Annotated in this window: 24 protein-coding genes; 12 read left to right on the top strand and 12 right to left on the bottom strand. The window is 29.8% G+C overall.

Features of this window, described 5'->3' with window-relative positions; genetic code table 11:
* Positions 1-62: 62 nt before the first annotated feature.
* Both WH52_RS00250 and WH52_RS00245 read right to left on the bottom strand, forming a co-directional pair.
* Entirely contained in the window at positions 63-1,247 is a 1,185-nt protein-coding gene (locus tag WH52_RS00250) for a DUF4856 domain-containing protein (protein WP_086028921.1), read from the bottom strand.
* A gap of 110 nt (positions 1,248-1,357) precedes the next feature.
* Positions 1,358-2,908 (bottom strand): bifunctional metallophosphatase/5'-nucleotidase, encoded by a 1,551-nt coding sequence (locus tag WH52_RS00245; protein ID WP_086028920.1) that lies wholly within the window; start codon positions 2,906-2,908, stop codon positions 1,358-1,360.
* A gap of 805 nt (positions 2,909-3,713) precedes the next feature.
* Here WH52_RS00245 and WH52_RS15095 point away from each other — a divergent pair.
* Positions 3,714-3,794 carry a hypothetical protein gene (locus WH52_RS15095; RefSeq protein WP_086028919.1) on the top strand — a complete coding sequence of 27 codons (81 nt, stop codon included), beginning with the start codon at positions 3,714-3,716 and terminating at the stop codon, positions 3,792-3,794.
* Between the two features lie 45 nt (positions 3,795-3,839).
* Here the strand turns inward: WH52_RS15095 and WH52_RS00235 are convergent, their stop codons facing one another.
* Together WH52_RS00235 and WH52_RS00230 are read right to left on the bottom strand one after the other, a co-directional pair.
* Entirely contained in the window at positions 3,840-4,652 is an 813-nt protein-coding gene (locus WH52_RS00235) for a hypothetical protein (protein ID WP_086028918.1), read from the bottom strand.
* 1 nt (position 4,653) lies between these two features.
* Positions 4,654-5,511: a hydroxymethylglutaryl-CoA lyase gene (locus WH52_RS00230; RefSeq protein WP_086028917.1), complete on the bottom strand. Its 858-nt coding sequence runs from the start codon at positions 5,509-5,511 to the stop codon at positions 4,654-4,656.
* 192 nt (positions 5,512-5,703) lie between these two features.
* Between WH52_RS00230 and WH52_RS00225 the strand changes: the two genes are divergently transcribed.
* From WH52_RS00225 to WH52_RS00215, 3 genes are read left to right on the top strand one after another with little or no spacing between them, the layout of a single operon-like run.
* On the top strand, positions 5,704-6,282 hold the full coding sequence (locus WH52_RS00225) for an RNA polymerase sigma factor (protein ID WP_086028916.1): 579 nt from the start codon (positions 5,704-5,706) through the stop codon (positions 6,280-6,282).
* Entirely contained in the window at positions 6,272-6,799 is a 528-nt protein-coding gene (locus WH52_RS00220) for a hypothetical protein (protein WP_086028915.1), read from the top strand. Before WH52_RS00225 ends, WH52_RS00220 begins: the two co-directional genes overlap by 11 nt.
* A complete protein-coding gene (locus WH52_RS00215) occupies positions 6,786-7,865 on the top strand; it encodes a hypothetical protein (RefSeq protein WP_086028914.1) in 1,080 nt (359 codons plus the stop codon). The genes WH52_RS00220 and WH52_RS00215 overlap by 14 nt, the downstream gene beginning before the upstream one ends.
* Here the strand turns inward: WH52_RS00215 and WH52_RS00210 are convergent, their stop codons facing one another.
* The gene (locus WH52_RS00210; protein WP_158091338.1) at positions 7,866-8,423 is read right to left on the bottom strand and encodes a lysoplasmalogenase family protein; all 558 of its coding nucleotides are present in this window, start codon (positions 8,421-8,423) and stop codon (positions 7,866-7,868) included. It abuts the gene before it with no gap.
* A gap of 139 nt (positions 8,424-8,562) precedes the next feature.
* On the opposite strand from WH52_RS00210, the gene WH52_RS00205 reads away from it, so the two are divergent.
* On the top strand, positions 8,563-9,291 hold the full coding sequence (locus WH52_RS00205) for a head GIN domain-containing protein (protein ID WP_086028912.1): 729 nt from the start codon (positions 8,563-8,565) through the stop codon (positions 9,289-9,291).
* Between the two features lie 69 nt (positions 9,292-9,360).
* Here the strand turns inward: WH52_RS00205 and WH52_RS00200 are convergent, their stop codons facing one another.
* On the bottom strand, positions 9,361-12,000 hold the full coding sequence (locus WH52_RS00200) for a valine--tRNA ligase (RefSeq protein ID WP_086028911.1): 2,640 nt from the start codon (positions 11,998-12,000) through the stop codon (positions 9,361-9,363).
* A 191-nt stretch (positions 12,001-12,191) separates the two neighbouring features.
* Here WH52_RS00200 and WH52_RS00195 point away from each other — a divergent pair, with 191 nt between their 5' ends.
* Entirely contained in the window at positions 12,192-12,602 is a 411-nt protein-coding gene (locus tag WH52_RS00195; protein WP_086028910.1) for a DUF1573 domain-containing protein, read from the top strand.
* Between the two features lie 53 nt (positions 12,603-12,655).
* On the opposite strand, the gene WH52_RS00190 is transcribed toward WH52_RS00195, so the two are convergent.
* The gene (locus WH52_RS00190; RefSeq protein ID WP_086028909.1) at positions 12,656-13,990 is read right to left on the bottom strand and encodes an aspartyl protease family protein; all 1,335 of its coding nucleotides are present in this window, start codon (positions 13,988-13,990) and stop codon (positions 12,656-12,658) included.
* Positions 13,991-14,172: 182 nt separating this feature from the next.
* On the opposite strand from WH52_RS00190, the gene WH52_RS00185 reads away from it, so the two are divergent.
* The 3 genes from WH52_RS00185 to WH52_RS00175 are packed head-to-tail and all read left to right on the top strand — an operon-like array spanning position 14,173 to position 16,869.
* The gene (locus WH52_RS00185) at positions 14,173-15,363 is read left to right on the top strand and encodes a pyridoxal phosphate-dependent aminotransferase (RefSeq protein WP_086028908.1); all 1,191 of its coding nucleotides are present in this window, start codon (positions 14,173-14,175) and stop codon (positions 15,361-15,363) included.
* On the top strand, positions 15,364-16,371 hold the full coding sequence (murB, locus tag WH52_RS00180; RefSeq protein ID WP_086028907.1) for a UDP-N-acetylmuramate dehydrogenase: 1,008 nt from the start codon (positions 15,364-15,366) through the stop codon (positions 16,369-16,371).
* 57 nt (positions 16,372-16,428) lie between these two features.
* Positions 16,429-16,869 carry a hypothetical protein gene (locus tag WH52_RS00175; protein ID WP_086028906.1) on the top strand — a complete coding sequence of 147 codons (441 nt, stop codon included), beginning with the start codon at positions 16,429-16,431 and terminating at the stop codon, positions 16,867-16,869.
* Positions 16,870-16,983: 114 nt separating this feature from the next.
* On the opposite strand, the gene WH52_RS00170 is transcribed toward WH52_RS00175, so the two are convergent.
* From WH52_RS00170 to aqpZ, 5 genes are all read right to left on the bottom strand, one after another.
* Positions 16,984-17,676 (bottom strand): SCO family protein, encoded by a 693-nt coding sequence (locus WH52_RS00170; protein ID WP_233131482.1) that lies wholly within the window; start codon positions 17,674-17,676, stop codon positions 16,984-16,986.
* A complete protein-coding gene (locus WH52_RS00165) occupies positions 17,660-18,253 on the bottom strand; it encodes a toxin-antitoxin system YwqK family antitoxin (RefSeq protein WP_086028905.1) in 594 nt (197 codons plus the stop codon). The genes WH52_RS00170 and WH52_RS00165 overlap by 17 nt, the downstream gene beginning before the upstream one ends.
* Positions 18,253-19,017 carry a YHYH protein gene (locus tag WH52_RS00160; protein WP_086028904.1) on the bottom strand — a complete coding sequence of 255 codons (765 nt, stop codon included), beginning with the start codon at positions 19,015-19,017 and terminating at the stop codon, positions 18,253-18,255. Before WH52_RS00160 ends, WH52_RS00165 begins: the two co-directional genes overlap by 1 nt.
* Positions 19,018-19,021: 4 nt before the next feature.
* Positions 19,022-20,332 (bottom strand): sulfatase-like hydrolase/transferase, encoded by a 1,311-nt coding sequence (locus tag WH52_RS00155; RefSeq protein ID WP_086028903.1) that lies wholly within the window; start codon positions 20,330-20,332, stop codon positions 19,022-19,024.
* A gap of 113 nt (positions 20,333-20,445) precedes the next feature.
* A complete protein-coding gene (gene aqpZ, locus WH52_RS00150; RefSeq protein WP_086028902.1) occupies positions 20,446-21,132 on the bottom strand; it encodes an aquaporin Z in 687 nt (228 codons plus the stop codon).
* 134 nt (positions 21,133-21,266) lie between these two features.
* Between aqpZ and WH52_RS00145 the strand changes: the two genes are divergently transcribed.
* Genes WH52_RS00145 through WH52_RS00135 form a run of 3 tightly spaced genes read left to right on the top strand, consistent with a single transcriptional unit; the run spans position 21,267 to position 23,133 of the window.
* On the top strand, positions 21,267-21,470 hold the full coding sequence (locus tag WH52_RS00145) for a membrane or secreted protein (RefSeq protein WP_086028901.1): 204 nt from the start codon (positions 21,267-21,269) through the stop codon (positions 21,468-21,470).
* Positions 21,471-21,478: 8 nt separating this feature from the next.
* A complete protein-coding gene (locus tag WH52_RS00140) occupies positions 21,479-22,579 on the top strand; it encodes a glycosyltransferase (protein WP_086028900.1) in 1,101 nt (366 codons plus the stop codon).
* Complete coding sequence (locus WH52_RS00135; protein WP_086028899.1) at positions 22,570-23,133, top strand: RNA polymerase sigma factor; 564 nt, start codon at positions 22,570-22,572, stop codon at positions 23,131-23,133. Before WH52_RS00140 ends, WH52_RS00135 begins: the two co-directional genes overlap by 10 nt.
* The last annotated feature ends 37 nt before the right edge of the window (positions 23,134-23,170 follow it).

The following is a 23,170-nucleotide window of genomic DNA, read 5'->3' as shown; positions in this document are numbered from 1 at the left end:
AAAATATAAAAAAATAGCCATGTAAAAATACATAGCTATCTTAATTTTATATAAGTTGTAAATTAATTTTTTAAATCAATTACATCTTCAACATTAAAACCAAATTGTTGTGCTATAATTCCAGCAACTTGATCTAACTGTGCATCAGTAACTGTCCATAAATTAGCTAACGGAGCTAAAGATTGATCTACACTGTTTTGAGGAATTTGAACTCCGTTAACATGTGCAAAACGTAGAGATTGAACAAATCCAACCGCCTCAGATAAAGCATGTAAACTATCTGGATTTTTAACTCCCTTACCTTTTTGTAAATAATGCGCAGCCATAACACCAATTACTAAAGATACGTTTTCTCTAATAATTTTAGCTTGCGCATGAACCACATCATATTGCTTAGCATCGATAGCTGCTCTTCCTAATTTAAATGCATCGTATATTTCATCAAATACATTAAATTTAGGATCACCATCTACGCTTGTTAAATAAGAATTTAAGAATCCTTTTCTGTTAGAAGAGTCATTAACTGGTGTAGCTGGAGTAGTCTCTAAACCAAATGTGTACCCATAAGCCTCATCCCAATAATGTTGTAAAGATGTGTAGTTATTATCTGCATTATCTTTGTGAGGAGTTCCTGTATTATTACCTGCAATAGATTCATTAATAAGTCCTTCTGATACATACTTATTTACAATTTGGTCTACAAAAACAGAACCTATTAATGTTTTAGCTACTGCTTGGTTCATTTCATAACCTTTAGCGTCAACATAAACTGTTCTACCTCCTCCAACAGTTTCTAATTTACCTGCTGTACCGTTAGAAGCATCCGCATTAAAATCGATTGCAGCATGTGCAGCTAAATAACCATCTAACTTAGTTCTTAAAGCTTCTTCTTCTACTGTAGTTGTATTAGAGTTAGTTGCTGAAGCTACTGTTTCTCTTAATTTTTTTCCACTATCGTTTACAGATGTTCCGTTTGAAGGAATTGTACCTACAAAACCTTTACCATCTTTAAACATCTCGTTTAATTGTGCTAAAGTTTTTGTATCTCCTCCTAAAGCTGATTTTAATTCTGAAGCCATTACCCAACGTGCTTCTTGACCTGTAAAACTTACATTAGATTTTCCGTCTTTACCTACGAAAGTATAGGTAGTTGGTGCAACAACTTGTGGAGTTTCATCACTATCACTTGAACATGAAGTTACTACTAATGCTGAAACAGCTAACATTGAAAGAATTACTCTTTTCATTATCTTTTTATTTAGATTTAGTTTTGATAAATTTTCTGCAAATTTATAGAACTATTCTAAATAAGCAAGTTTTATTTAGATTTATTTTAAGTAAAAATAACTTAATCGACTTATAATGTCTTTAAATACTCAATTACTGCCTTACGTATGTCTGAAGCAACTTCTCTTTTAGTTGGTGTATAAATATTGATTACTTCTGGATTTTTATCTGATAAAAATGGAATATCAAACCCTTTTAAAAGATAATCTGAAAAAGCAACTTTGTATATTTTGTTATTGTTAATCTTAGCGTTGTTTATCAACCACTCATCTCCTTCTCTTGTTACTTTATCTCTTTGTAAATAAGCACCAGTACCCGCAGCTTTTAAACCATAATCTAATACTTTTTTTAATAAACTACCTTTAATTTCTACTTTGAGTATAGGCCCACCATAAGGTAAAACTCTAAAAATATCTACAGCTGTAATATCACCAGATAATTTATCATCTATTCTAATAGAGCCTCCATTTACTAAAGAACAATCTACTTCATTATTAAACGCATATCCCATAGCTTTAGTAACCACTTCTCCCATATTTGTTTGAATACTTCTTATCGGAGTATCTCTAGCATCTAATGGTTCTTTTGCAACATAAATAACTTCATTTGGTTTAGTTACAACTTCTTTTATCTTAGCTGATAGAATCTTTTGCCATTTATTTACTACTTCCGCTACTTTTTCATCATCTTTAATAGATTCATTAATCTCTTTTAATTCAGATTTTATATTTACTTTTTTTGTAATAGGGTTGTATTCTAATCTATGAACATATACTGTTTTAGCATTAGCATCAGCTTTTGTAATTAAAACATCACCTACTTTATCATAACTATTAGTATGCTCATGTCCTCCCATTATTAATGGAACATTTGGTAACATTTCTGCCACTTTTTTATCTTGAGCTATCGTTAAATGAGTTAAACCTACTACGAAATCTACTTTCCCTTTTATTTCGTTATATGATCTTTTTATTTCTTCAAACATATCTCCATAATACACATAACTTTTAGGGTTTGAAGGAATACAAACACTTATAAAGCCTATTTTAGTAATTGTACCATCTGAATTTTTAAATTCTTTAATATAGGAATCGAACGTATTTTGCTTCTTCCCTCCTTTTACTTTATAAAAATAATGGTGCTTACCATCTTTATTATGTAATACATTTGCCGAAAGCCAATCGAAATTACTTTCGTTTAATCTTTCTTGTAAATTAATGTAACTCAAATCAAATTCGTGATTTCCGAAAGCAACTAAATCAAAATTCATTGCATTCATAACTTCTACCATTTGTTTTCCTCGCACTCTAGATCCATCTACCTTCATTGTTCCTATTAAAGATGGATTTAAAAAATCTCCTGCCAACACTAACATTGTATTCGGATTTTCTTTAAGCAAGTTTTTATGCACAGTTTCTACTCTTGCCATACCTCCATATTTTCCTCCTTGTATAGGAGCTATTTCATAGACGTCATTTAACTGCAATAAGGTAAAATATTGATTTCCTTCTTTTTTAGTAAATGTATATTGGCTATTAGTTGATTGTTTATTCTTTGTTGAAGAACATGCAAATACTACTGCAAATAGTAGTGAGTAAATTGTAAATTTTAAAAATTTCATTTAGCAAAGCTTTTAATGCAACCAAAATTACAAATTCTGCTGAAGATATTTACGTGTGTTTTTTCTAATTATTTTTCGATAATTTATTAAAACAGAAAATTGATAAAAGAAGTTTATTTTTTCTTCGGCAATAGTTAACGGGTTTTCTACTCTATCTTTTAACACAAAGGCTGTCCAACTTTCTGCAATATCTTCTTCAGGACTCTCAGCAGCATAATCGGTTAAAAAAACATCTTTATTATTTTGGTAGAACACAAACAACTCATCTACCATTTTTTTAGAGTCATATTTATGAGTTTCTTTAATTTCATCCCACCTTTTTAGTAGTTTTTGAGTCCAAAACTTCTTTACAAAAAGATTTATATAACTATTTTTTTTTGCTTCTCCTTCTTCTGTTAAATAAGGCCCACCTTCTTCTTGAAATTCTTTATACGAAGGAACTACTTGTTCTTTATTAAGCGTTAGTAAATGACCAAACTCATGCACTAATGTATATACAGACTGATGTAAACGATAAGTGTCTTTAGTCTTAAAATTTACATCAATAGTATCTAATACTAATTCCCATTTGTTATTTTCTACCGTAAGCGCTCCTAACGCTCCTGTTTTTTCATCCAATCCGTCAGAAATTAGTACAATTTTTTTAATGTATTTATTGGTAAGTTTTTTGGGAAATATCGTATAAAAACGCTTCCATTCTTCTTTTGCTCTAGCTGTATACTTACTTTTTTTATTTTCAATTTCCCCATTAAAAACCTTCCATTTTCCTATCAGTTTTGTTTCTTGATTTGACTGACAAAAAAATGTGCTAGAAAATAATACAGTAAATAATAATAGAATCTTTTGCTTCATACTTCACTCATCAACAAAATTCACATTAATATAAGAATTTAAATTCGATTGAAGCTAAAATACAATGCTTAAGAGTAGTTTAATGCAGGTATTTTCTTGTTTTTAGTTTAATATGCTTTCGAAAAGCAACTAACTCAGGATATTGATAGAAGAAATTAATTTTATGCTGTGCTATTGTTTTAGGCTTTTTTACTTTTCCTCTTAAAACAAAAGCTGTCCAGCTTTCAACAATATCTTCTTCTGGACTTTCTGCAGCATAATCTGTTAAGAATTCGGTGAAGTTATCCATATATAAATCGTATAACTTATCTATACAACTTTCTTGTTCTATGTAACAATATTTATCTTGAATAACATCCCACTCTTTAAGTAATTTTCCTTTCCAAAACTTACCTACAAATTTATTGATATAACTGTTTTTATACGCTTGCCCTTCTTCATTAATATAAGGTTCTCCTTCTGCCTGCTCTTTTTTAAGTGTAGGTTTTACTTGAGAACTATTTAATGTTAATAAATGGCCAAATTCGTGAACATAAGTATAAATAGATTCGTATAATCTTTTTTTATTTTTTGTTTTAAAATCTACATCATTAATATCAATAACTAATCTCCACTGAGTATTTCTACTGTTTAAAGCTACTAAGGCTCCTGTTTTTTCATCAACTCCATCTGTCATTAATACAATTTCTCTAATATATTTTCTACAAATATTCTTAGGAAAAATGTAATAGAATTCCTTCCAATAATCGGCGGCCAATTCAGATTTAGGTGAAGAATTTTTTATTAACACACCGTTTCTTACTTTCCAAGTACCAAAAACTTTTTCTTTTCGCGATGCGAAAGAAACCGAAATGGAAAAAAGTAACGCTATGTAAACTAACTTAAATTTCATTCTAAAACACTTCTAAAGCCTTATTATAAGCACTTTCAAAGCTCATTGGTTTAATATTAACATCTGCTTTTTCGGCTGTAAAATACGAAATTAATTTTTCAGTTGGCATATTTCCTGTTAATTCGTCTTTTGCCATTGGGCAACCTCCATATCCTTTTATCGCTCCATCAAAGCGTTTACAACCAGCTTTATAAGCACTATCTACTTTTTCGAACCAAGCATTTGGTGTTGTATGCAAATGCGCACCAAACTCAATTTCTGGATACGCTGGAATTAAATTAGAATATAGGTATGTTATATCCTCTGGCTTAGAACTTCCAATAGTATCTGACAATGAAAGTATTTTCACTCCCATTTTGGATAATCTTTCTGTCCAATCAGCAACAATTTCTACATTCCATGGATCTCCGTACGGATTTCCAAATCCCATTGATAAATACGCTACAACTTCTTTGTTAGTTCTATTGGCTATAGATAATACTTCTTTTAACGTATCAATAGACTGTTCTATTGTTTTATGTGTATTACGCATTTGAAAATTTTCTGAAATAGAAAACGGATATCCTAAATAATCTATTTCTTCAAATTGCGATGCATCATTGGCTCCTCTTACATTAGCAACAATTGCTAAAAGCTTACTGGTTGTTGATGATAAATCTAATTTAGATAAAACATCGGCAGTATCTTTCATTTGAGGAATTGCCTTTGGTGAAACAAAGCTCCCAAAATCTATAGTATCGAAACCTACTTTTAGTAATGCATTAATATACTTAGCTTTAGCTTCTGTAGGTATAAAATGACTCTTAATACCTTGCATTGCATCTCTAGGACACTCTATGATTTTTACTTTGTTAACCATTGTGCCAAATATACATATTTTGACATCAAATTTCCTAACGCTAAAATAGGATTTAACACTAACCAACCAACATCTTTATTTACAACAACTTAACCTACAAAACCATTAGAAAAGCCGCTAAAAGAAAATAAAAAAGTATTTTTATTCTTAAAAACTGTCACAAGTTAAAAAGTAACTTGTCATTACAATAGAATGATTTCTTTAGAATCACAAAAGACACATATCAACCAACTAATCAAACGCTGTAAATCAAATGATAGCAATGCACAAATGCAAGTGTATAAAAGCTATTATAAAGCGATGTATAACTCTGCTTTTAGAATTTTAAAAGACGAGTTTGAAGCTGAAGATTTAATGCAAGAAGCTTTTTTAACAGCTTTTACCAAACTTCATACTTTTAAAGGCGAAGTTACATTTGGAGCTTGGTTGAAACGTATTGTAATAAACAAAAGTTTAACACAATTAAAAAAGAATAATCGCTACGATGAAGTAAAAATGGAAGTAATTCCGAACTATGAAACTGAAGAAATAACCAATATAGATTATAGCTCTTTAGAAGCTAAAAAAGTGTTGAGCACTATTAATAATTTAAAAGATAATTATCGAATTGTTTTAACACTTAATTTAATTGAAGGGTATGATTATGAAGAGATTGCTCAAATTTTAAATTATTCTAACGAAAATGTAAGAACAACTATATCTAGAGCCAAGAAAAAATTAAAGCAAGTTTTACTTGTTAACACTAATAAAACACAAGTATATGGACGATAAATTACATCAGTTTTTTAGCGAAAATGACTTTGACATACACGAGCCTCATTCAGGTCATTTAGAACGTTTTCAGCGTAAATTAAATACTCCTAAAAAAGTAAAAACAATTTCTTGGAAATGGATGAGTATTGCCGCTTCAGTAATTTTATTATTAGGGTTTTATCTGGGAAGTTTTCAACAGAAAAGTCAATACGATTTATCTGATGTATCTCCTAAAATGGCCGAAGCACAAAGCTTTTTTGTTAATACGATAAATCAAGAATTAAAAGAAATTGAAAAGTATCGAAATATAGATACAGAATCTATTATTGAAAATACCTTAGATAAACTTGAAGAACTCGAAGAGCAATACAATGTATTTATTGCAGAACTTAATACAAACGACAATAAAATAAGTATCATTCAAGCAATGATAGACAATTACCAAAGACGATTAACACTTTTACAAGATTTATTATTTCTGTTAAAAAATGATAATCCAGCAAAAATTCAAACTCAATTCGATGAAATTATTTAATATCTTATTTATAATGTTGCTTCCTTTCGTAGGAGTTGCAAACAACACACCAACCAAAAAACACGAAAAAACAAAAACCGTTCATAAAGTTTTTTCTGTAAATGAAAATGCAACGGTGTATTTAAAAAACAAATATGGTAATTTAAATGTAACTACTTGGAATGAAGATAAAGTAGATATTACCGTAAAAATTACTGTAAAAGGTAATAATGCTGATAAAGTTGAGGACAAACTAAAGAGTATTAAAATTCAATTTGAAGCTACAAAAAGCCTTGTTGAAGCTAGAACAATTATTGAAAGTACTAAATCAAACTGGTCATTCTGGGGTAATAACAACAATACCAATTACAAGATTAATTACTTTGTAAAAATGCCTAAAACGAACAATGCCGATTTTCATAATAAATACGGAAATATAGATTTAGATGTTTTAGAAGGAAAAGCCAATATTAATTGTGACTATGGTAAAATTGAAATTGATCAACTAAAAAACGAAAGTAATACGATTGATTTAGATTACTGCTCTACTTCAGAAATTAACTACATGAAATCAGGAAACATTAATGTAGATTATTCTAAGCTAAAAGTTAAAGAAACTAATGCTGTAAAAGTAAATGCCGACTATTCAGGTATTCAAGTAGGAAACGCAACCAGCGTAAACTTTAATAGTGACTACGGAAGTATTAGAATTAACAATGCAGAAGACATTATTGGAAACTCAGATTATGCAGGTATTAAAATAGGAACAGTTACCAAGAATTTAAAAATTAATACCGATTACGGAGGTGTTAGAGTTAACAATATCGCCAAAGGCTTTGAAAGTGTAGATATTGATGGTAGTTATGCTGGTATTAAATTAGGTACTAGTGAAGATAATAACTTTGATTTCGTGATAAATTTAGGATACGCTGGTTTTAGTTATCCAGATGATAATGTAGAAATGATTAAACGAATAAAAAAAACTACTAAGAAATATTACAAAGGTACTTTTGGTAAAGGAAATTCAAATTCAAAAGTTACCATAAAATCTAGTTACGGTGGAGTTTCTTTAAAGATTATCGATTAATTATTTTTTCTGTAAAATCATAGATCTGCAAATTAAATAACGAGCTAAATAAAACATGACTGTATAAATAATTACATAATACAAATGATAATCTAAAAACTTATTGTAAGCGCTTAAAACATCAGAAAAAACAATAAGTAAAATCCCAAATAAAAAGAATAAATTCTGCTTATTCATTCTATTTAAGTAATTTAAAAATGAAAACAAAATAGCTACAGCAGAGGTAATTCCTAGTAAAATAAAACTAATATTAATTTGTTCAACATAAGGTTTCAACAAAGCATATATTATAAAAAATAAGAGTAAACAAGGAATAAAGTAAATTAATAATGTTCCTGTTTTTGTATCGAATAAAGCTCTTCTTGTAATAACAATATACAGTATTCTATTTAAAAGAAGAAGTAAAGAACCTATAAGTAAAAAGTTACTATCAAAAATTAAAAAGGCGTCTGAAGCAATAGAACTTAATAAGATAATAAGGTACCAATTATTAATTTTCTTTGCCTGATCTAAATATAAAAAAGAAAGAGATAAAAGTGCTCCTATTTTTAGAATCATTTCTATGATAGAATTACCACTATCAATAAAAAATAGGGAAAAAAAACAAAATGCAAAGTAAATAACTTTATACATATTTAAAGGGGATTATAGTGCTAAATATAGAAATTAAAACTCAATAAAATTCAAAAATCAAACAATGAGAAAACAAATTTTAACCTTCGTATTAGCTTTTACAGCTATTACAATGAATTCACAAAGTTGGTGGAATTCAAAAAAAGTAAGAGGAAATGGAAACGTTACAACAATAACTAGAACTGTAGATAACTTTGATAAAGTAAGCGTTGGTGGTTCTTTTGATGTTGATTTAGTAGATGGTAAAGAAGGAAAAATTACTCTTGAAGGAGAAGAAAACATCCTTCCTTACATAGAAACAGAAGTAAAAAGAGGAACTTTAAAAATCAAATTCAAAGAAAACACTAATGTTAGAACTACAAGAAAATTATTAGTTACAGTACCTTTTGAAAGTATAGAAGGGGTTTCTTTAGGAGGGTCTGGTAATGTTAAAGTTGAAAAAAGAATTAAAGCCGATGATGTTTCTTTTAGTTTAGGTGGTTCTGGAAACATTTTAGCAGATGTAGATGCATCTACTGTTAAAGCTTCTATTGGTGGTTCTGGAAACATTAAATTAAGAGGTAACACCAATAGTTTTAAATGTTCTATTGCTGGTTCTGGAAGTGTAAAAGCATACAAACTACAAGCTGAAAGTTTAAAAGCTAACATTGCTGGCTCAGGTAGTATTACAACTACTGTTTCTAATAAAATTAAAGCAAATGTTGTAGGTTCTGGAAGTGTATATTACAAAGGGAAACCAAAATATATAGATTCAAACTCTATTGGTTCTGGTGATATTATTGACAGAAATTAAAACTAAATATTAAAAAGAAAACGCCAATGAAATTTCATTGGCGTTTTTTATTTTAACAAAGTTAAACTTCTATTGTAAAGAAGCTAAACTTGCTTTAATTGTTTCAATCTTAGCTAAAGTATCCGATTCTTTTTTACGCTCTAGAGTAATTACTTGTTCTGGTGCATTGCTCACAAAACGTTCATTAGATAATTTCTTTTGAATTCCTGTTAAGAAACCTTCTGCCCTTTTCAATTCAGCATTTAACTTTTTTAACTCAGCTTCAACATCAATATTATCTAAAGAAATTGGAACAAAGTATTCATTAGATTTTACTCTAAAAGAAGCTGCCCCATCAACCTTTTCTTCTACATAATTAATTACTGAAGCATTGGTTAATTTTTGAATAACAGCATCGAACTCTTTCGTAAACCCTTCTTTATTTACTACTGCTAATTCAATTGATTCCTTAAACGATATATTTTTTTCTTTACGAATTGTTCTAATTCCTGAAACTACTTCCGAAGCAAAATCAAACTTAGCAATTAACGCTTCTTTGCTTTCTTTTGTTTCTGGATATTTAGCAATAATTAACGCCTCTTCTGGAGTTCTTTCTTTAATCGATTGCCAAACTTCTTCAGTAATAAATGGCATAAACGGATGTAAAATCTTTAAGTTTTCCTCAAATAATGCAATTACTTCGTTATACGTTTTTGCATCAATTGGTTGTTGATAACTTGGTTTTACAATCTCTAATAACCATCCGCAGAAATCATCATAAATTAACTTGTAAATAGACATGATTACATCACTCAAACGATATTTTGAATAATGATCTTCTATCTCTACTAATGTCTTTTGGAATTTTGCTTGATACCAATCTAAAGCAATTCTACTTGATTGTGGTTGTTCTATTTCTTCTGAAACTTCCCATAACGTTGTTAAATAGAATGCACTCCAAACCTTATTTCCTAATCCTTTTCCTTGCTGACATAAAGCTTCATCAAACATTAAATCATTACCAGCTGCAGAACTTAACAATAATCCAACACGAACACCATCTGCACTATAATCGTCTATTAATTTTAATGCATCTGGTGAATTCCCTAAAGATTTAGACATTTTTCTACGTTGCTTATCACGTACTAAACCTGTTAAGTAAACATTTTCAAACGGACGTTCATCTTTATATTCATAACCTGCAATTACCATACGAGCTACCCAGAAAAATAAAATATCTGGACCAGTTACTAAGTCATTTGTAGGATAATAATATTTGATTTCTTCGTTCTCAGGGTTACGGATTCCATCAAAAACACTCATTGGCCATAACCAAGAAGAGAACCATGTATCTAACGCATCTGGATCTTGTTTTAAGTCAGACACTGATAATGATGAATTTCCTGTTTTCTCCTGGGCTAATTTTACTGCATCATCAATAGTCTCAGCTACAACAAAGTCTTCTTTACCGTCTCCATAATAGAACGCAGGAATTTGTTGCCCCCACCATAGTTGACGAGAAATATTCCAATCACGAATATTTTCCATCCAGTGACGATACGTATTCTCAAATTTTCTTGGGAATAACTTTACTTCTCTATTTTCTCCTAAAACAGCTTCAATGGCAGGTTTTACTAGCTCTTCCATTTTTAAGAACCATTGATCTGACAATCTTGGTTCTATAACTGCTTTGGTTCTTTCTGAAGTTCCAACTTTGTTAGTATGTTGCTCTACTTTTAATAAGAATCCTTTTTCTTCTAATTCTTTTGAAATTTCTTTACGAACAACAAAACGATCTTTTCCTTCATAATGCAATCCGAAAGAATTTAAAGAAGCATCTTCATTAAAAATATCAATTACTTCTAAGCTATGTTTATCTCCTAAAACTTTATCATTTTCGTCGTGGGCAGGTGTTACTTTTAAACATCCTGTACCAAATTCAACATCTACATACTCATCTTCAATAATTGGAATTTCACGATTACATAAAGGTACAATCGCTTTCTTTCCTTTTAAATGTGTATAACGCTCATCATTCGGGTTGATACAAATTGCAGTATCACCCAAAATCGTTTCTGGACGTGTAGTAGCGATAGTAACTTTTTCATCAGAATCTACAATATTATATTGTAAATAATATAAATTTCCTTGACGCTCTTCATAAATCACTTCCTCATCAGAAAGTGTAGTTTTTGCTTCAGGATCCCAGTTTACCATTCTAAATCCACGGTAGATATAGCCTTTGTTGTACAAATCAACAAACACTTTAATTACCGCTTCACTCATATCATCATCCATGGTAAACTTAGTACGTTCCCAATCACATGAAGCCCCAAGTTTTTTTAACTGCTCTAAGATAATTCCTCCATATTGATCTTTCCAATCAAAAGCATGTTGTAAAAATTCTTCTCTTGTTAAATCACTTTTATTGATTCCTTGTTCCTTTAACTTTGCTACTACTTTTGCTTCTGTTGCTATAGAAGCATGGTCAGTACCTGGAACCCAACAAGCATTTTTTCCTTGTAAGCGAGCACGACGAATTAGCACATCTTGAATAGTATTGTTCAACATGTGTCCCATATGAAGTACTCCTGTGACGTTTGGTGGCGGAATTACAATTGTATATGGCTCTCTTTCGTCTACTTCTGAATGAAAATAATTGTGTTTCATCCAGTAATCATACCATTTCCCTTCTACCTCTTTAGCGCTGTATTTAGATGGAATACTCATATCTTAACTATATATTTCTTTAAAATTTATGCTTAAAAAATAGTGCTATTTATTTTTGGCACTGTTTTTGAAAATCAGTTAGCAAAAATACAACTATCTATGAGGTACAGAAAATTAGTGGTTGTTTTTTTGAACTTTAAAAATAATATATAACTTTGTAGTCGGTGTAAACCCCTAATTAAATTAACATTATGAAAACAATTTTATCATTCTTTGCAGTTTGTTTTATCGCTTTAACTGTAAATGCGCAAGAGTTTAAATTTGAAACTGAGACTATTAATTATGGAAAAGTAGCTTTAGGTTCTGATGGAAACCGTACTTTCGAATTTACTAATGTAGGTGAAGCACCTTTAATTATTAAAGATATTAAATCTACTTGTGGATGTACAGTACCTAAAAAACCTGAAAAGCCAATCATGCCAGGTGAAAAAGGACAAATAGAAGTTTCTTACAACACTAGTAAACCTGGAGGTTTTTCTAAAGCTATTACAGTTATTTCTAATGATGTAAAAGGAGAAAGAAAGATGTTAAAGATTAAAGGTTTTGTTACTAAGAAAACAGTACCAGCAAAAGAAAAAAGTATGATGAGTGATAGTGAGTAATCATTTTTCAATCATAAAATAAATTAAAAAGCTTCAGAAATCTGAAGCTTTTTTTATATCCTTTTCTCAAGTCTGAATTCGTACTTAAGCTCTGTTACACCTCTTAAAACTTTTAGTTTAATTTTTTTATTAGGTTTCGTATGAAATAAACCTATAATTTCATCTAATGTATACGTATGAGCTGCCTTACCATTAATTGTTTTTATAATATCATCTTTTAACAATCCCGCTTTATAAGCTGGAGAACCTTCTACAACCCTAGAAATTTTATATTTAGGTTTAAATTTATAATGATAAGTAGTAATTAACGATATTGTATTTCTTTGATTATCATTATTAGAGTTGTAAAAATCTTTAAAACTTGTATTTGCTTTTTCTTTTACCAATTCTTGTCCATCATAAACCAATTGTAATCCACTCATATTGTAATAGAACCCTTTGAGTGACCCGTTTTTCTTAATTATAAATTCTTTGTTCGGGTAATCAATCCAAATTTTAAAACGCTTTAGAATATTACCTCCTATACTTCCATTTCGCTCTTTAAATTTTCTGGCATTAAATGTTGATGTAGAATCTAAAAAAGAAACCGTAGGTTCTTTAATTAAATACCTACCTAATTTTATTTGAGGTATTTTACTTCTATTACCGTAAATAGTACCGCTAAAACCTTCTCCTAAAATATCTTTAAAGTGTTTTATTGGAGTTTTAATTTCTGGTTTAGTATCTTCAAATAACCACATGGCATCACTCCCTCCAGTATCGATTAATAATTTTAATTGAGTAATCTTATTAGCTGTAGTATCAATTTGTCCTTCAACATTTATATAGGGTTTGTTTCTATAAAACTCAAGAGGGAAAACCTCACACTTTCTACATCTTTTCTTTTTATATTTCTTTGGATTATAAAATGTTATTCTTTTTGTATTATAATTTACTCTAGCAATTACATCTTTCAATAAATCGTAGCCTATTATACCATGAATAGTGGTACCCATTCTTGCAGATAAGTTAAAAGCATCGTTTAAAATCACGTATAAACTCTGCTTTTTTCCTAGAATATTTTTAACCTTAAAGGTATTTCCTTGTGATAATAAGGCCTCTATAGGTTCACCATCTCCTAAACCTCTAATAAATACTTTTTTAACATTATTTAAGCCAATACTATCTTTCTTAGCAAGATTAAATAGTATCGATTTATTCACTCCTGTATCTAAAATAAAAGAAAGTTCTTTTCCATTAATTTCTAGAGGTATTATAATAAGATTGTTAATCAGTTCAAACTTAACCTCCTGTTTATCTGAATTACTACCATAAAACTGAAACTTATTTTGTGCAGATATTGAATAAAATGAAAATAGAAAAAGAAAAAAAAGTAATTGTTTAATCAAAGGGAAAGATTTTAAGTTACCATTTCTAAGATACAACCAAAATTTCTTATTCTCTGATTTTTATGAAATTTTTAACCATTTAAATCTTCTTAAATCATTCAATTTTAATCTTAATTGTCCATAAAGATTCAATAATATTTTGCAAATTTGCCTTTCAAAACAACTAAACATTTATATATAAAATGCCTTCTATTTCTAACAAGGGAAATTCAATGCCTCAATCGCCAATTAGAAAATTGGTTCCATTTGCTGAGGCTGCTAAAAAAAATGGAACAAAAGTATTTCATTTAAATATTGGTCAACCTGATATTAAAACACCTCAAGTTGCCTTAGACGCTGTAAAAAACAATGCTATTAAAGTATTATCGTATGCACGCTCTGAAGGTTCTGAAGAGTATAGAAATAAATTAGCAAATTACTATGCTAAAAACGACATTCATGTAGCTGCCAATAATATTATTGCAACTACAGGTGGTTCAGAAGCATTGTTATTTACTATTGGTAGTATTACAGACCCAGGAGATGAAATTATTATTCCTGAGCCTTTTTACGCCAATTATAATGGATTCTCCACTGCTTCTGGAGTAAATGTTGTGCCAGTAATTTCAAAAATTGAAAACAACTTTGCATTACCAGCAATTGAAGATTTCGAAAAGTTAATTACACCGAAGACTAAAGCTATTTTAATTTGTAACCCTGGTAACCCAACAGGATATTTATATAGCAAAGAAGAGATTGAAAAATTAAAACAAATCGTTCTTAAACACGATTTATTTTTAATTGCTGATGAAGTGTATCGTGAATTTGCTTATGACGGTGAAAAACACAATTCAGTAATGGCTTTGGAAGGATTAGAGCAACATGCCATTATGATTGACTCTGTTTCTAAGCGTTATAGTATGTGTGGAGCAAGAATTGGATGTATTGTTTCTAAAAACGAAAATTTCATCAATACGGCTATTAAATTTGCTCAGGCTCGCTTAAGCCCTCCTACTTATGCGTTGTTAGCTAGTGAAGCTGCTTTAGATACTCCTCAAAGCTATTTTGATGAAGTAATTGAAGAATATCAAGAAAGAAGAGATACGCTAATTTCTGAGTTACAGAAAATAGATGGTGTTAAAGTTGCCAACCCAAAAGGTGCATTTTATTGTATCGCAGAATTACCCGTAGATAATTCAGAAGATTTTGCTCAGTGGATTTTAGAGAAATTCAACCACAATAATGAAACAGTAATGGTTGCTCCTGCAGGAGGATTCTACTCTACCAAAGGAGAAGGTAAAAATCAAGTTCGTATTGCCTACGTTTTAAATAAAGCTGATTTAAAGCGTTGTGTTGAAATATTAAAAGTAGCTTTACAACAATACAATAATTAATTGAATATTCAAGAAAATATATCTTTAAAAGAATACAATACGTTTGGCATCAATGTAATTGCCAAACGTTTTGTTTCTATTGATTCCTTATATAGCTTACAACAACTATTAAAGGAAGAACAAGACCTTTTTTTAATTAGTGGTGGAAGTAATATGTTACTTACCTCTGATATTGAAAAATTAGTAGTTCACCTTAATTTAAAAGGTATTTCTATTGATAGAGAAAACCATAACGATATTTACCTAACCGTAAATGCTGGTGAAAATTGGCATGAATTTGTACTTTGGTGTATTTCTCAAGGTTATGGTGGTATAGAAAATCTTTCCTTAATTCCAGGTAACGTAGGTACTTGTCCTATTCAAAATATTGGAGCTTATGGTGTAGAAGTTAAAGATGTAATTACCAAAGTAGAAGCTGTTGAAAAAGCTACAGGTAAATTAGTTGAATTTTCTAATGAAGCTTGTGAATTTGGTTATCGAAACTCAATTTTTAAAAACGCTGCAAAGGGAAAATATATCATTACCTCTGTTAGTTTTCAATTAACAAAAGTTGAGCATAATTTAAATACTTCATACGGAGCAATTAATAATGAATTATCTGGAAAAGGAATTGAAAACCCAACCATAAAAGATATTTCTGATGCTGTAATTTCTATTAGACAATCTAAATTACCCGATCCAAAAGAAATTGGTAATAGCGGTAGTTTTTTTAAAAATCCTGTTGTTTCTAAAAAACACTTCGAAAAGCTACAAAAAGAGTACCCGGCTATTCCTAGTTATCCTGTTTCTGAAATGGAAATTAAAGTTCCTGCTGGTTGGTTAATTGAACAAAGTGGATTTAAAGGGAAACGTTTTGGAGAGTATGGTGTACACGAAAAACAAGCACTTGTTTTGGTAAACTATGGAAATGCTAGTGGAAAGGACATCTACGAACTTGCTCAAACTATTCAAAAAACTATTCAAAAGAACTTCGGCATTAATTTAGAAATTGAAGTCAATATTATTTAAACTTCTTTGTAACATTTTAGTATTTTTAAATACTTATAGTTGACACCTATCTTGAAAATGAAAAAGTATTTAAAATTAATAATTACTCTAATTTTTTTATCTATAAGCTGTAGGAATATTAAAACAGATAATAAAGACTTAAATCGTTTGATTATAGGTAAATGGAATTTTGTAAGAGCAACTGATAGTTCTGATGTCAAATACACTTACATAAGAGGAGGACATCAATATAAAGTAGTTACCTCAAATATAGAATTTAAACCAAATAAGACTTATATAAAAGATTATGGGAAAAACAATATTACAATTTGTAATTGGCAAATAGCTAATGACTCAATTTTTCAGTTTGGTGGGCAATTAGACTCTCTATCTTATGATAAGCGATTTGAAGACTTGACCCAAGTAATTATAAAAATTGACACAAGTAATTTAGTCTTGAAAATGAGACCTAACTTATATTTTCACTATGTAAAGAAGATTACCAAACAAACTAGATAACTATAATAGTAACAAAATTTATAACTATGAGCACGTTTTGGATTAAATTCAAGAAATTCTATCAATGTGAAGTAAGAACATTTAATAAAATGTTAGGTATTAAAAATTAAGGAACTAACCTTCTTTCTTCAATATTTCTATATGCCTTATTAAACGTTCTGTGTCTAAGGCTAAAGTTCCGTTATACACACCCCTAATTCTTCCTTTTTTGTCAATTAGAATGAAGTTTTCAGTGTGAACAAAGGCATCTTCGTCTTGTGTTTTCACAAAATCTTCGTCGGCAAAATAGGCTTTACGAGCTAGATTGTAAATTTGTTTTTTATCGCCTGTAACCAAATTCCATTTTTTAGCATCGATTTCGTTATCAATAGCATATTGTTTTAAAACTGGCACAGAATCTTTTGTAGGCATAACGGTATGCGAAAGTAACAACACGTCATTATCTTCTTTAAATTTATCTTGAAGTTTGCTCATATTTTTTTCAAGAATCGGACATATTCCAGGGCAGGTTACAAAAAAGAAATCTGCTACATAAATTTTTCCTTCATATGTTTTCCTCGTAATCTTCTCTCCATCTTGATTCGTTAAAGAAAAATCGGGAATTTGATGTATCTTTTTGTAATCGTTATCTTCCTTATGAATCCACTCAGGAGTTAATTCTGCTGAATTAAAAAATGGTAAGGTCAATTCTTTATCAACCGCTTTTTTTGTGTTACAAGAAGCAGCTATTAATAGTGTAAAAACTATTATTAAAGAGATTACCATGCTTCGCTCGTAATAACGCACTATATTATTGAATAACTTCATTTTTTATATTTACTGAATAACATTTTTTTAGCCCTATCAAGCCAAATCGCTCACCTTTTTTAGTCACAAAGTTTGCTCTAATCTTTCCATTTGGTTGCCACATTTTTTGACTCCCTTCTTCCTTTCCATTCTTATAATTGAATACTTTATACAACTGTCCGTTTGGATACCATTCCCTTAATTCTCCATTATAATCTCCTTGTCCATTAAAATGATAATTAAATTTTGATTGACCATTCTCATACCATCCGACATGTACTCCAAATTTTACCCCACTCGCATACAGTCGTTCAAAAGATTTGCTACCACTTGTATACCATCCTTTGTAAAATCCATCTCTTTTTCCTAAAATATATTTTGATTTCGATTTTAATTCTCCCGTATTGTAAAAAGTATTTACAATTCCAGAAAAAGGTTCGTTTTTGTAAAATAAAACCCCATTTTTTAGAGTGAACGATTCGTCTGTTCTGCTTTTTTCTATTAAATCTACGGAATTAGCACTTCTAGTCTCTTTAGATTTACAAGAAACTAGAAGTACTATAAAGAGTAATAAATATTTTATTTGCTGTATTCTCATTATCTAGTTACAGATCCTGGAGTTCCGAAAAATCCATTTCCATTTAAATACGGATCTTCATTTGTTATATGATAATGATAAATTCCATCAGGAAAATCGGCTGTTGGAGAAACATGTCCGTGATAAGCATCTAAATCATCATTGGTAATTGTTTGTCCATTTTCCACAGGTCCATACACTGGAAAACCATCAGAAAGTATTCCTAAAAAAGCATCTTCTCCAAAAGTATCTGTTAAAAACTTAGGCTTAATATGATAGTGATATGTTGTGGTAGCTGGATGTCCTAAATATTGATCAAACGAATTAATTTCATTAGTTAGAGGAGCTCCACCAGCTGCATATTGATTAAAAAATACTATTCCATTTCTAGATACACCTATTGGTCCCATTGGTGTTGCCGATTTTGTTCCTGCTTCTGAAGGATTTAATGGAACTCTAAATGTTATATTTTGTTCTCCGATTGATCCTGGGTTTTGACGCCAATCAGGATTCGTGCCATTATAAGCTTCATACATTGTATGTCCTACTCCCCAATACGGGCTTTTATGGTTTGGTAAATTTGTTGTTTGTATCGTAACAGTATTTCCAGATACTGAATAGGTAATTGCAGCAATATTGTCGAATTTTGATAATATTGGTGTTATATCGTATACTTTTTCACTTACATCATCATCGTTATTCATTTCTTCAGAATCATCTGATCCACATGAATAAACCAATGCTATTAATCCGAATAATAAAATAGATATTTTTAAGTTTTTCATCTTATTAGTTTTTTAAGTTGTTAAGGGTTTGTTTCAAATTATCTAACTGTTGCTGGTCTTCAGCGTCTAATGTTGAAGTCAACAAATTATTTGTTTCAAAAAAATCATCATTTAAATTATACAGAGCTTCGCTTCCGTCGGTAAACTTTATATACTTATGGGTTAAATTTCTTATAGTTATATCATCATCTCCTGTACCTTTACCCAATTCGGTATACGCAAAGTCTCTTATGTTTGATGTGCTAGATGACGTAAATAATTCTTTAAAACTATTACTATCATAGTGTTGTGTAGTACCAGTTCCTGCAATATCTGCTATAGTGGCAAATAGATCTACTGTATTTAATAAACTATTATCAGACTGATTTGAGCGCATAACATTTTTACCAGAAACAATCATTGGCACATTTACACCTCCTTGATACACAGTGCCCTTTACTCTAGTACCTCTATAATCTTGTGCTACTTGATTTGGCGTACCATTATCTCCTATAAATATTATTATAGTATTATCTTTTTCTGCTTGAGTCATAGAACTTAACAAACGCCCTATTTCAGTATCCATCGCTTCAATCATTGCCATATAATATGGTAAAGGATTTGCATCTACACTTGCTTGATCTGATGGTAAATTCCCTTGTGAATGTAAATTAGCAGGCGGTAAATGAAATGGTGTATGTGGCGCATTATATGCTAACCATAAAAACCAAGGTTGCTCTTGCTGTTTAATCCAATCTATCGCTAAATCGGTAAACTTTGTAGTTGTATATTCTGTTGAAGTTGTTGTTGCTCCGTTTTGAGTAAAACTCCAATTTGTATATGACTGAACACTTCCACTTAACAAACCTGCATAATAATCTATTCCCATTTGTGTAGGATGATTTTCGTCTCTAGACAAATGCCATTTTCCAATAATAGCATTACTGTAACCTGATCCTTTATCATCTAAATATTTTTGCAATGAAGTTTCTGAAGTAGACATTACATCTTGAACCTTTTTTACATTCGTTCGAAAACCATACTTACCAGTTAAAATACTACCTCTTGTTGGTGTACAAGTAGGATATGCCCATAAATTGGTAAATCGAACTCCAGTATTAATCATATTTTGAAGATTAGGCATATTCGGTTTAGTGGTACCTACGTTAAACCCTGGAGTAGCATCTAGCCCCATATCATCTGCAATAATTAATAAGATATTAGGTTTTGAATTTTGAGTTGGTATTGGATCTTCTTCAACTACTGAAGTGTCACTTCCACAAGAAAAAAAGAATAATGAAATTAATAAAATTAAAGGGATATTGGTTGATTTCATAAAATGTGTTTAATGCTTAGACCCATAAAGTTTAAAAAAGTTGATTTTTAAACATAAAAAAAACAGATGCCACTTAAACATCTGTTTTATATTATTGAATATTGACAATGATTTTACTCTTTATCAAACAATGCTTTATAAATAAAACCAGCTATAATAGCTCCAGCAATTGGTGCTATCCAAAACAACCAAGATTGAGTTAAATATTCTCCTCCTGCAAATAATGCTTGACTCATAGAACGAGCAGGATTTACTGAAGTATTGGTTATTGGAATACTTATTAGATGAATTAGAGTTAATGCCAAACCAATAGCAATTCCTGCAAATCCTTTAGGTGCATTTTCACTTGTAGCTCCTAAAATGATTATTAAAAAGAACATGGTTAATAAAAATTCTGCTATAAAAGCTGCGGTAAGACTATAACCTCCTGGAGATAAATTTCCATAACCATTAGCAGCAAAACCTCCAATACTTTCAAAACCTGCTTTATTGGTGATAATTAAGTACAAAAAACAAGCGGCTAAAATTGCTCCTACTAATTGAGAAATAATATACGGAACTAATTCTTTAGCAGAAAACTTACCTCCTGCCCATAAACCAAATGAAACTGCAGGATTAAAATGACCACCAGAAATATGTCCTACAGCATACACCATAGTTAAAACGGTTAAACCAAATGCTAGTGCAACACCTGTAAATCCAATTCCTAATTCTGTAAATGCAGCTGCAAAAATTGCGCTACCACATCCTCCAAAAACTAACCAAAATGTTCCAAATAATTCAGCAAAGTATCTTTTCATAATTCAAAGTTTAAAATAGTTAATATGTTTAATATGACACTTAAAATTTTAAAAGTCACATCTTTGAATATACAACAATTTAACCATTGTTGAAAAACAGAGTTTCAGTATCTTTGCAAACTAAATAGTGAATTATGAAATTAGTTTTTGTTACAATCGGACTATTAGCTATTGCCTTTGCAGGAATTGCCATTAAAATTTGGGCAAAAAAAGATGGTGAGTTTGCTGGTACTTGTGCTAGTCAAAACCCTATGTTAAATGAAAGCGGTGAAGCTTGTGGTTTTTGTGGGAAAACCCCAGACCAATTTGATACTTGTAGCGATCCACAACATAATTAATTTTTTTTATGTTGTTTTCTGTGCTTTTCTACGCTCTTGTAGGAGCCTTTGCTGTTCAGTTGTTATATTTCTTATTCTTTTTCCTTTTTAAGTTTAATAAAAAGAATGAGAATAATATTGAAGAATTACCTATATCTGTAATTATTCATACCAAAAACAATGCTGATTTATTAGAACAGAATCTTCCCAATATTATAAATCAGAATTATAACAATTTTGAAGTTGTTATTATTAATGATGCTTCTATAGATACTACTTCTGAACTTTTAGAAAACCTACAAAAAGAAAACAACCGTTTAACCATTGTTAATGTAGAAAACAACGAAGCTTTTTGGGGAAATAAAAAATACGCTTTAACTCTTGGTATAAAAGCTGCTAAAAATGAACATTTGGTTTTTACTGAAATTTATACCGCTCCTATTTCTAATAATTGGTTAAAAGAAATTGCTTCTTCTTTTAATAATGATACACAAATTGTTTTAGGATATAAGAAACTAGAAACTTCAAAAATCGGGTTATTAAATATGCTAATCCGTTTTGAATATCTCATCAAAAGTATTTTAAACTTTTCTTTAACTAAAACTTCTACTCCTTTTACTGCAGAACAAACTAACTACGCTTTTACTAAAAAGACTTTTTTTAAAGTAAACGGATATATAAACCATATGAAAGTTTATAACGCTCAAAATGATTTATTTTTAAAAGATGCAGCTACTAAAAATAATGTAGCTATTTGTACTAGCACTAATAGTTTTACAATTGATAAGAATAAAGATTCCTTTGGTGAATGGTTTTCAAAATTACGAGAAAGCGCTCTTACTAAAAGCTTATATCAGCTCAAGCATAAACTATATATAAACACATTTAATTTTAGTAAGTTCTTGTTTTATACTTTAGCTATAGCCAACTTGTTTTTAAATTGGAAATTTACATTACCTTTTATCATAGTTTACTATCTTATTTTTGTATTGGTTATATTTAAATTCAGCAAAAAACTAAACGAAAAATATATTACTATCTTTACTCCCCTTCTCGATATTTGTTTACTATGTATTCAAATTGGTATATTTATTGTCAATTCATTTTCTAAACCGCCACATTGGAAATAAACAAAGAAAAGTTACTACATCAAATACAGCTAGCTAAACAAGGCAATCAAATAGCTTTTAATTTTTTATTAGATACCTTTTGGGGAAGCGTATATAATTTTCAGTTAAAAAAGAATAACAACGAAAATGATGCTGAAGATATTACCATTCAAACCTTTTCTAAAGCTTTTGATAAAATTGAAACTTTTAATGAAGAATATCAATTTAAAACATGGTTAATTACCATTTCTAAAAATATTCATATTGATTTTTTAAGAAAAAAAAGTGCTACAGTTATTATTGAAACCAGTAAAGAAAAAGAAGAAGAAGCTTATAAAATAATTGATGATGCTCCTTCACCTGAAGACAAAATTATTACTGAACAAAACTTAGCAAAACTTTTACGAGACATAAAAAAGTTAAAACCAAAATACCAAGAAGTAATTCATTTACGATATTTTCAGGAGCTGAGCTACAAAGAAATTGCCAATCATATTAACGAACCTGTTAATAATGTTAAAGTTAAATTACTAAGAGCCAAAAAATTATTAGCAGAAATTATAAAAAAATCATAGATTGCAAATCTTATTTAAAGATTGAATACTTTATGAT

The organism is Tenacibaculum holothuriorum (assembly GCF_002120225.1).
GTDB lineage: Bacteria > Bacteroidota > Bacteroidia > Flavobacteriales > Flavobacteriaceae > Polaribacter > Polaribacter holothuriorum.
This window is presented reverse-complemented; position numbering and strand designations above follow the sequence as displayed.

Coding starts and splice junctions, on each gene's coding strand:
- WH52_RS00245 (WP_086028920.1), bottom strand. CDS start 2,908: ATGAAATTTTTAAAATTTACAATTTACTCACTACTATTTGCAGTAGTA.
- WH52_RS00155 (WP_086028903.1), bottom strand. CDS start 20,332: ATGAAATCAACCAATATCCCTTTAATTTTATTAATTTCATTATTCTTT.
- WH52_RS00210 (WP_158091338.1), bottom strand. CDS start 8,423: ATGATTCTAAAAATAGGAGCACTTTTATCTCTTTCTTTTTTATATTTA.
- WH52_RS00250 (WP_086028921.1), bottom strand. CDS start 1,247: ATGAAAAGAGTAATTCTTTCAATGTTAGCTGTTTCAGCATTAGTAGTA.
- WH52_RS00205 (WP_086028912.1), top strand. CDS start 8,563: ATGAGAAAACAAATTTTAACCTTCGTATTAGCTTTTACAGCTATTACA.
- WH52_RS00165 (WP_086028905.1), bottom strand. CDS start 18,253: ATGAGAATACAGCAAATAAAATATTTATTACTCTTTATAGTACTTCTA.
- WH52_RS00235 (WP_086028918.1), bottom strand. CDS start 4,652: ATGAAATTTAAGTTAGTTTACATAGCGTTACTTTTTTCCATTTCGGTT.
- WH52_RS00170 (WP_233131482.1), bottom strand. CDS start 17,676: ATGAAGTTATTCAATAATATAGTGCGTTATTACGAGCGAAGCATGGTA.
- WH52_RS00220 (WP_086028915.1), top strand. CDS start 6,272: ATGGACGATAAATTACATCAGTTTTTTAGCGAAAATGACTTTGACATA.
- aqpZ (WP_086028902.1), bottom strand. CDS start 21,132: ATGAAAAGATACTTTGCTGAATTATTTGGAACATTTTGGTTAGTTTTT.
- WH52_RS00230 (WP_086028917.1), bottom strand. CDS start 5,511: ATGGTTAACAAAGTAAAAATCATAGAGTGTCCTAGAGATGCAATGCAA.
- WH52_RS00140 (WP_086028900.1), top strand. CDS start 21,479: ATGTTGTTTTCTGTGCTTTTCTACGCTCTTGTAGGAGCCTTTGCTGTT.
- WH52_RS00195 (WP_086028910.1), top strand. CDS start 12,192: ATGAAAACAATTTTATCATTCTTTGCAGTTTGTTTTATCGCTTTAACT.
- WH52_RS00225 (WP_086028916.1), top strand. CDS start 5,704: ATGATTTCTTTAGAATCACAAAAGACACATATCAACCAACTAATCAAA.
- WH52_RS00185 (WP_086028908.1), top strand. CDS start 14,173: ATGCCTTCTATTTCTAACAAGGGAAATTCAATGCCTCAATCGCCAATT.
- WH52_RS00145 (WP_086028901.1), top strand. CDS start 21,267: ATGAAATTAGTTTTTGTTACAATCGGACTATTAGCTATTGCCTTTGCA.
- WH52_RS00200 (WP_086028911.1), bottom strand. CDS start 12,000: ATGAGTATTCCATCTAAATACAGCGCTAAAGAGGTAGAAGGGAAATGG.
- WH52_RS00175 (WP_086028906.1), top strand. CDS start 16,429: ATGAAAAAGTATTTAAAATTAATAATTACTCTAATTTTTTTATCTATA.
- WH52_RS00215 (WP_086028914.1), top strand. CDS start 6,786: ATGAAATTATTTAATATCTTATTTATAATGTTGCTTCCTTTCGTAGGA.
- WH52_RS00160 (WP_086028904.1), bottom strand. CDS start 19,017: ATGAAAAACTTAAAAATATCTATTTTATTATTCGGATTAATAGCATTG.